Origin of the sequence: Anaeromassilibacillus sp. Marseille-P3371, assembly GCF_900169665.1 — a bacterium.
In the GTDB taxonomy this organism is placed as follows: domain Bacteria; phylum Bacillota; class Clostridia; order Oscillospirales; family Acutalibacteraceae; genus Anaeromassilibacillus.
In genome coordinates this window covers 2,435,031-2,436,599 of sequence record NZ_LT835157.1, presented here as the reverse complement: position 1 = coordinate 2,436,599, position 1,569 = coordinate 2,435,031, and the positions used below count along the sequence as shown (strand labels likewise).

The 1,569-nt window shown below is 52.1% G+C and carries 2 protein-coding genes; both read left to right on the top strand.

Going from position 1 to position 1,569, the window contains the following annotated elements; all coding sequences use genetic code 11:
* Positions 1–647, top strand: a 647-nt coding sequence (locus tag B9Y59_RS10190; protein ID WP_198945613.1) for an FIVAR domain-containing protein, incomplete at its 5' end; no start/stop codon positions are given.
* Between the two features lie 76 nt (positions 648–723).
* The coding region (locus tag B9Y59_RS15800; RefSeq protein ID WP_198945612.1) for an FIVAR domain-containing protein at positions 724–1,569 on the top strand (846 nt) is incomplete at its 3' end.

Genomic DNA, 1,569 nt, shown 5'->3' with positions numbered 1-1,569 from the left:
TGGAAAATGACAATGCAACCCAGGAGGCAGTGGATGAGAAGGCCGAAGAACTGCTCAATGCGATTACAGCACTGCGTATGATTCCGAACAAGGACGCTTTGAAAGACCTGATTGGAAAAGCAGAGGCAGTGAACACCAGCAAGTACACAGCAAAGAGCGTGGCAGCGATGCAGAAGGCATTGAGCAACGCAAAGGTTGTGTTGAACAATGAAGCAGCGACCGAAGAAGAGGTCAAGAGTGCCGTAGAAGCACTGGAAGCAAGCATCCAGAACCTGGAGACAAAGACGACGACAGCGAAGAAGAGCGGCTCCACATCGAGAAATGTAAGCAACACATATGGAGCAGCGGGTGTGGTTTCCGCAAGCCAGAGTGCAGCGGCAAGTGTGCGCAGTGATGCGGCAAATGCCATCACGCTGAACAGAGGAAGCATGTACACCTTCAAGATGACCGTGGTCAATGGAAACGGACTGGCGCCGAGCTTCACAGTGGGCAACGGAAGCATTCTGAAGACGCAGTTTGTGTCCCAGATCGGCAATGACTACTACTACAGAGTGTATGCAGTTGGCACACCGAGCCAGAGCACAGGCGTTTACACTACACTTCCGGGCCAGAATGCGAAGCTGCATTGCACGGTGACCATTGGCTGAACGCTGGAGGGCGTGCAAAAGACACAAGCCATTCNAAGAAAAGAAGACCGCAAGCCAGGACGAGATCAACAACGCGATGTTTGAGCTGATCGAGGCATTGCAGTATCTGAGCTTTGCAGCGGGCGACAAGAGCCAGCTGGAAATCCCGATGGAGATTGCAAAGAGCATCAATCGAGAGAACTTCACGCCGGAGAGCGTACAGGCACTGGACGACGCATACAAGGCGGCAGAGGACCTGATGGACGACGAGGAAGTACTGGAAGCAGATATTCAGGCGGCGGCAGAAGCGCTGTATGAAGCGCTTGACAACCTGGTCTTCCGTGCAGACATGACGGATCTGGAAGCTTTGGTAGCAGAAGGTAAGAAAATTGTAGAGAATGCTTCGAAGTACATCCAGGATGAAACATGGGCTACCTTTAAAACCGTCCTGGGTGATGCAGAAACTCTGTTGGAAAATGACAATGCAACCCAGGAGGCAGTGGATGAGAAGGCCGAAGAACTGCTCAATGCGATTACAGCACTGCGTATGATTCCGAACAAGGACGCTTTGAAAGACCTGATTGGAAAAGCAGAGGCAGTGAACACCAGCAAGTACACAGCAAAGAGCGTGGCAGCGATGCAGAAGGCATTGAGCAACGCAAAGGTTGTGTTGAACAATGAAGCAGCGACCGAAGAAGAGGTCAAGAGTGCAGTAGAAGCACTGGAAGCAAGCATCCAAAACCTGGAGACAAAGACGGCGACAGTGAAGAAGAGCGGCTCCACATCGAGAAATGTGAGCAACACATATGGAGCAGCGGGTGTGGTTTCCGCAAGCCAGAGTGCAGCGGCAAGTGTGCGCAGTGATGCGGCAAATGCCATCACGCTGAACAGAGGAAGCATGTACACCTTCAAGATGACCGTGGTCAATGGAAACGGACTGGCG